Genomic DNA, 6,026 nt, shown 5'->3' on the forward strand with positions numbered 1-6,026 from the left:
GCCTCAATCCTCCGGCGGATTCTTGAGTTCTTGGTATGCCGCCTCCAGATCGGCCGGAACCGCTTCCAGGTCGCGGTAGACGCCCATCAACTGCTCCAGCACCTTGACTCGTTGCTGAGCCGCCTCGTCCGCCCCCTGCCGGGCCTGCTCGCGATAATGATCAGCCTCGAGCTTTGCGTCGGCGAGGATTTGCTCACGCTCTTGCTGGGCGGCTTCACGAATGCCGGCCAGTTCGGCCTCGAGCTTTTCCTTGGATTCCGCGTGGTCGGCTTCCAGGGCTTCCTGCCGCGCGACCAGCTCGGCCAACTGCTCTTCGTGCTTTCGCTGCGCGGCGTCGATCTCGACCTCGGCAGCTGCGATCAGCGCCGCCGCCTCGGCTCGCGCCTCGGCCTGCATTTCGGCGACCTCGTCGACCGCGCGCCGCAGCATATTCGCCATCCGTTGTTGCATCGCGTGCGGCGAGGGCGAGGTTTCCGTGAGCAGGGCGACCTCATTCTGCAACCCCGCCGCTTCATCGCCGAGTTCCTTCAACCGGGCCCTCAGGCTCTCGACGTCGTCGAGCACCAACTGCTGCTTGGTGGTCAACATCTCGATGTGGGCATCGACCGCGGCCGGATCGTAGCCTCGGAACCTACGAGCGAACGTGTTCGCGGATTCGGGTTCCACTACCAACTCCCCTTCTGAAATCGCTTGGTAAACCGGTGGACCTGACCCCGAGGTCGAGTATGTCACGCTCTTCGGGTGCCTGCGCGGTCACGAGCGCCGCTCTTCCGCATCGCTTCGCTCTGCATCGTCGCCGGCGCGGTCACGAGCGGAGGTAGGTGTGAAACCGGTACCGCAGCCCAGTGTGGCTGGTCTCCCACTCTCCCGTCGTGCCGACCCACGTCTCGTCGAGCAGTGGGGCGACGACGTCGCCGTCATCGCGAGGCAGGTCGATGTCGACCTCGGTAACCTCGCACCGGCTGGCCTGCGGGATCGCCAGGGTATAGATCTGCGCGCCGCCCACCACCCAGGTGTCGGGATCGGTCAGCGCCTCGTCGAGACTTCGCACCACCGTCGCGCCTTGCGCCGTGAAGCCGGTCTGCTGAGTCAGCACCACGTTTCGGCGGCCCGGCAGCGGTCGAAACTTCGCCGGCAGCGACTCCCAGGTGCGCCGGCCCATCACCACGGTGTGACCCATCGTCAGCGCTTTGAAGTGGAGCAGATCCTCCGGCAACTGCCATGGAATACCGCCAGCGCGGCCGATGATCCCCGACGTCGACTGAGCCCAGATCAGGCTCAGACCCGTCATACGGCGACGGGGGCTTTGATCGCGGGATGTGGATCGTAGTTCTGCACGACGATGTCGTCGTAGGTGTAGTCGAAAATTGAATCACGATGCGCTAAAACGAGTTTTGGGTACGGCCGCGGATCGCGGCCCAGCTGCTCGGTGACCTGATCGACGTGGTTGTCGTAGATGTGACAGTCACCGCCGGTCCAGATGAACTCGCCGACCGCCAAACCGGATTGCGCGGCCATCATGTGGGTCAGCAGCGCATAGCTGGCGATGTTGAACGGAACACCGAGGAACAGGTCGGCGCTGCGCTGGTAGAGCTGACAGCTGAGCCGGCCGTCGGCCACGTAGAACTGAAACAGCACATGACACGGCGCCAATGCCATCTGCGGAATCTCGCCGACATTCCACGCCGACACGATGATGCGTCGCGAATCCGGATCGGTCCGCAGCAGCTTCAGCGCCGCGCTGATCTGGTCGACGTGTTCACCGGATGGAGTCGGCCATGATCGCCACTGCACGCCGTAGACCGGGCCGAGATCTCCTGTGTCGCTTGCCCATTCGTCCCAGATCGTGACTCCGCGCTGATGCAACCAGTCGACGTTGGAGTCGCCACGCAAGAACCACAGCAGCTCGTAGACCACCGACTTCAGGTGCACCTTCTTGGTGGTGATCAGCGGGAAGCCGGCCGACAGGTCGTATCGCATCTGGTGGCCGAACAGGCTGCGGGTGCCCGTGCCGGTGCGGTCGGCTTTGGGCGTGCCCCGCTCGAGTACCAGCCGCAGCAAATCCTCGTACGGCGTGGCGATTGGCACGCGGTCAGCTTACGTCCAACTCCGGGGAGTAGAACGGATGGCATGCCGAACATCACCGACACTGTCAACACTCCAGATGGCGCCTGCACCGTGCGCCTCTTCACTCCCGATGGAGAGGGTCCCTGGCCCGGCGTGGTCATGTATCCCGACGCCGGCGGGGTGCGCAGCACCTTCGACGAGATGGCCGCCACGCTGGCCGACTTCGGTTACGCGGTGTTGCTGCCCGACGTCTACTACCGCCTGGGCGACTGGAAACCCATCGACATGAAGACCGCATTCAGCGACCCCGAGGAGCGCAAGCGGCTGATGTCGATGATCGGCAGCGTGACACCGGACAAGATGGTCATGGACGCCGGCGCATTCTTCGACTACCTGGCCGCTCGTCCGGAGGTCAGCGGGGACAGGTTCGGCACGACCGGCTACTGCATGGGCGGCCGGACGTCGCTGGTGGTGGCGGGCCGGGTACCCGACCGAGTCGCTGCCGCGGCGTCCTTCCACGGCGGCGGGCTGGTGACCGACAGCGAGGACAGCCCGCATCTGCGGGCCGACGCGATCCAGGCCGCGATCTATGTGGGCGGCGCGCAGAACGACGGATCGTTCACCGCCGATCACGCCGAACAGCTCGAGAAGGCGCTGACGGCGGCGGGCGTCGAGCACACAATCGAGACCTACCCGGCCGCGCACGGGTTCGCCGTTCCGGACAACGGGCCCTACGACGTCGCCGCGGCCGAGCGGCATTGGGCCGCGATGCGCGACCTCTTCGGGGCACACCTGGCCGGATAGCCATCGCCTGCCAGGAGGGCCCGGCCGTCGCCGTAGGCTGGCGAGCAATGCACGTCGACGCGATGACGATTCCGGGGCCGCTCGGCCAGACCGCTGACCTGGCCCGACGAACGCAGTCCGCGGGGTTCTCCGGTCTGTTGTTCACCGAGACGGGCCGCACGGCCTATCTCAACGCCGCCGTGGCCTCACAGGCTGCGCCCGGCCTCGAGCTGTCGACGGGTGTCGCGGTGGCCTTTCCGCGCAGTCCCTTCATCACGGCGGCCACAGCGTGGGAACTTCAGGACGCGACCGGCGGCAAGTTCCGGCTGGGCCTGGGCACACAGGTGCGCACTCACGTGGTGCGGCGCTATGGCGTGGCGTTCGAGCGACCCGGTCCGCGGCTACGCGACTACTTGCTCGCAGTCAAGGCGTGCTTCTCGGCGTTCCGCAGCGGAAAGCTCGATCACCACGGTGAGTTCTACGACCTCGATTTCATTACTCCGCAGTGGAGCCCCGGGCCTATCGACGCTCCCGATCCCAAAGTCGATATCGCCGCGGTGAATCCTTGGATGCTGCGAATGGCGGGCCAAGTAGCCGACGGGGTACATGTCCATCCGCTCGGAGAGCCTGGCTATCTGGCCCGTCACGTCCTGCCGAACGTGGCCGAGGGAGCAGCAAAGACGGGACGTTCGCCATCGGACATCGCGATCATCGTGCCGGTGATGACGATCGTCGGCGACAGCGACGAAGAGCGGGAAAAGCAACGAGAAGTCGTGCGCGCCAGCATGGCCTTCTACGGAAGCACGCCCAACTACGCGTTCATCTGGGACCAGGCCGGGTTCGACGGCACGACCGCCCGGATCCGAGAGAAGCAAAAGGCAGGCGACTTCGCCGGCATGGCGGCCCAGGTCAGCGACGACCACATCGCCGCGTTCGCCACCGAGTCGACGTGGGACCAGTTGGCCGACGCGCTGACAGATAAATACGCCGCGACGGCGACGCGCCTCGTGCTGTACAACGCCGTCGGCGATCCCGAGCGTTACGAGCGGTATGGCGAGGTGGCCCGCCGAGTCAGCGGCCGATCAACCGCTGCATGAAGTCGGGATAGCGCGCGCCCTGCACCTCGATACCTGCTGCGGCGTCGTCGATCTCGCGCAGATCGTCGGCGGTCAGCTCGACATCCGCCGCCCCGAGGTTTTCCGCCAGCCGTTCCAGGCGCCGGGTGCCGGGGATCGGCACGATCCACGGCTGTTGCGCGAGCAGCCAGGCCAAAGCGACCTGTCCGGGTGTCGCGCCCTTGCGCGACGCGATCGTCTGCAGTAGGTCAACCACGGCACGGTTGGCCCCGCGGACGTCGGCGGCGAACCTGGGAATGCTGTTGCGGATGTCGGTGCTGTCGAATTGCGTGTTCTCGCTGATGCTTCCGGTGAGAAAGCCCTTGCCAAGCGGGCTGTATGGCACAAAGCCGATGCCGAGTTCGGCCAGCGTCGGCAGCACCCCAGTCTCGGGGGCCTCGGGTTCTCGCCACCACAGCGAGTACTCGCTTTGCACCGCGGTCACGGGCTGGACCGCGTGGGCGCGACGAATGGTCTCCGCCGACGCCTCCGACATGCCGAAATGCTTCACCTTGCCGTTTTGGATCAGCTCCTTGATCGTTCCGGCCACATCCTCGATCGGGACCTCGGGGTCGACCCGGTGCTGGTAAAGCAAGTCGATGGTCTGCACGCCCAGCCGCCGCAGCGAATTGTCGGCAACTTCTTTGATGTGCTCGGGTCGGCTGTCCAGTCCCACGATGTTGCCGTCGGCGCCGAAGGCGAAGCCGAACTTGGTTGCGATCACCACCTGCCCCGCGAATGGCGCCAAGGCTTCGCCGACCAGTTCCTCGTTGTCGCCGTAGGCTTCGGCGGTGTCGAAGAAGGTGACGCCGCGTTCGACCGCGGCGCGGATCACCGCGATCATCTCGGCTTTGGACCCCGACGGTCCCAAGCCGCGGCTCATACCCATGCAGCCCAACCCGATCGGCGAGACCTCGAGGTTGTCACCGAGGATGCGCTTGTCCACTTTTGCTCCTGTCGTTCGGTCAGGACACCGGCAGGTCAACCAGATCGGCCAACCGGGTCCGGTGGCGGTAGGCGGTGCCGAACACCAACTGATCGCTCTTGGCCCGCTTCAGGTAAAGATGCGCCGGATACTCCCACGTCATCCCGATGCCGCCGTGCAGCTGAACACATTCCTCGGCGGCGTGCACTGCGGCGCCGCTGCAGTAGGCCTGCGCGACGGCCGCGGCAATCGTCGCCTCGTCGTCTCGGCGAGCGCAGGTGTCGGCGGCGTATCGGGCCACGGCCGCAGCGGAATTGACTTCGATCCACAGATCGGCCAGCCGATGCTTGATGGCCTGGTAAGACCCGATCGCCCGGCCAAACTGCTTGCGCTGCTTGGCATAAGCCAACGTAGTGTCGAAGCACCACTGTGCGATACCCAGCTGCTCAGAAGCGAGCAGGGCCGCACCCGTCTGCAGCGCCGCCCGCACCGCGGCCTCGGCAGCGCCGACACGCGACGATGCCGCTGAAGAAAACTCAACATTTGCAAGGGGTCTCGTCATATCCAGGGTAAGCACCGGCGACACATCGACGCCGGATGCGTCGCGGGAGACGGTGTGCAACTCCAGCCCGCCGGGTCCGGCCACCGGCACCACCAGCATGTCGGCCTCGCTCGCACCGGCCACGCTGGTAACTCGTCCGGTCAGCCGGTGGCCGCTGATGCTCACCCCGGTGACCACGTCATCGGGCGCGGTGGACAGTGGCACCGTCAGCGCGGCGGTGAGCGAACCCGCCGCCAATCCCTTGACCGACTCGGTGTCACCGGCCTCTAGCAGGGCGACGGTGGCCAGCACCGCGCTGGACAGAAACGGCACCGGCGCGACGGCTCGGCCGATCTCCTCCATCACGACGGCTGCCTCACGAGCACCCGCGCCCGCGCCGCCGAGTTGCTCGGGCACCAGCAAGCCGGCCATTCCCAGATCGGCGGCCAGTGCATGCCAGACATCGGAAAAGTCGTGCGGCGCAGGGCCATAGGCGCGCATTACCGATTCCGCCGGGCACCGGTCGGCGAACAGACGGCGCACGCTGTCCCGCAGTGCTTCCTCGGTGTCGGAGTACAGCAGGTCGCTCATCGGT

At 66.1% G+C, this 6,026-nt stretch carries 7 protein-coding genes; 2 read left to right on the forward strand and 5 right to left on the reverse strand.

Going from position 1 to position 6,026, the window contains the following annotated elements; genetic code table 11:
* Positions 1 to 3 precede the first annotated feature (3 nt).
* From WAN71_RS28090 to WAN71_RS28100, 3 genes are all read right to left on the reverse strand, one after another.
* On the reverse strand, positions 4 to 672 hold the full coding sequence (locus WAN71_RS28090; protein ID WP_422228463.1) for a cell division protein DivIVA: 669 nt from the start codon (positions 670 to 672) through the stop codon (positions 4 to 6).
* A gap of 133 nt (positions 673 to 805) precedes the next feature.
* On the reverse strand, positions 806 to 1,291 hold the full coding sequence (locus WAN71_RS28095) for a dihydrofolate reductase (RefSeq protein ID WP_422228458.1): 486 nt from the start codon (positions 1,289 to 1,291) through the stop codon (positions 806 to 808).
* Entirely contained in the window at positions 1,288 to 2,088 is an 801-nt protein-coding gene (locus WAN71_RS28100) for a thymidylate synthase (protein ID WP_422228459.1), read from the reverse strand. The genes WAN71_RS28095 and WAN71_RS28100 overlap by 4 nt, the downstream gene beginning before the upstream one ends.
* Before the next feature lie 42 nt (positions 2,089 to 2,130).
* Here WAN71_RS28100 and WAN71_RS28105 point away from each other — a divergent pair, with 42 nt between their 5' ends.
* Together WAN71_RS28105 and WAN71_RS28110 are read left to right on the forward strand one after the other, a co-directional pair.
* Positions 2,131 to 2,871 carry a dienelactone hydrolase family protein gene (locus WAN71_RS28105; protein WP_422228460.1) on the forward strand — a complete coding sequence of 247 codons (741 nt, stop codon included), beginning with the start codon at positions 2,131 to 2,133 and terminating at the stop codon, positions 2,869 to 2,871.
* 47 nt (positions 2,872 to 2,918) lie between these two features.
* Positions 2,919 to 3,947, forward strand: a complete 1,029-nt coding sequence (locus WAN71_RS28110; protein WP_422228461.1) for a TIGR03617 family F420-dependent LLM class oxidoreductase — start codon at positions 2,919 to 2,921, stop codon at positions 3,945 to 3,947.
* Here the strand turns inward: WAN71_RS28110 and WAN71_RS28115 are convergent.
* Positions 3,922 to 4,911, reverse strand: coding sequence for an aldo/keto reductase (locus tag WAN71_RS28115; protein WP_422228462.1), 990 nt, complete (start codon positions 4,909 to 4,911; stop codon positions 3,922 to 3,924). The genes WAN71_RS28110 and WAN71_RS28115 overlap by 26 nt on opposite strands.
* 19 nt (positions 4,912 to 4,930) lie before the next feature.
* Positions 4,931 to 6,022, reverse strand: coding sequence for an acyl-CoA dehydrogenase family protein (locus WAN71_RS28120; protein ID WP_422228464.1), 1,092 nt, complete (start codon positions 6,020 to 6,022; stop codon positions 4,931 to 4,933).
* Between the last annotated feature and the right edge of the window lie 4 nt (positions 6,023 to 6,026).

Origin of the sequence: Mycobacterium sp., assembly GCF_049280035.1 — a bacterium.
Lineage (GTDB): Bacteria > Actinomycetota > Actinomycetes > Mycobacteriales > Mycobacteriaceae > Mycobacterium.

What these genes read in the sequence shown, in the direction of transcription:
- WAN71_RS28105 (WP_422228460.1), top strand. Translation starts at nt 2,131, where the DNA reads ATGCCGAACATCACCGACACTGTCAACACTCCAGATGGCGCCTGCACC.
- WAN71_RS28095 (WP_422228458.1), bottom strand. Translation starts at nt 1,291, where the DNA reads ATGACGGGTCTGAGCCTGATCTGGGCTCAGTCGACGTCGGGGATCATC.
- WAN71_RS28110 (WP_422228461.1), top strand. Translation starts at nt 2,919, where the DNA reads ATGCACGTCGACGCGATGACGATTCCGGGGCCGCTCGGCCAGACCGCT.
- WAN71_RS28120 (WP_422228464.1), bottom strand. Translation starts at nt 6,022, where the DNA reads ATGAGCGACCTGCTGTACTCCGACACCGAGGAAGCACTGCGGGACAGC.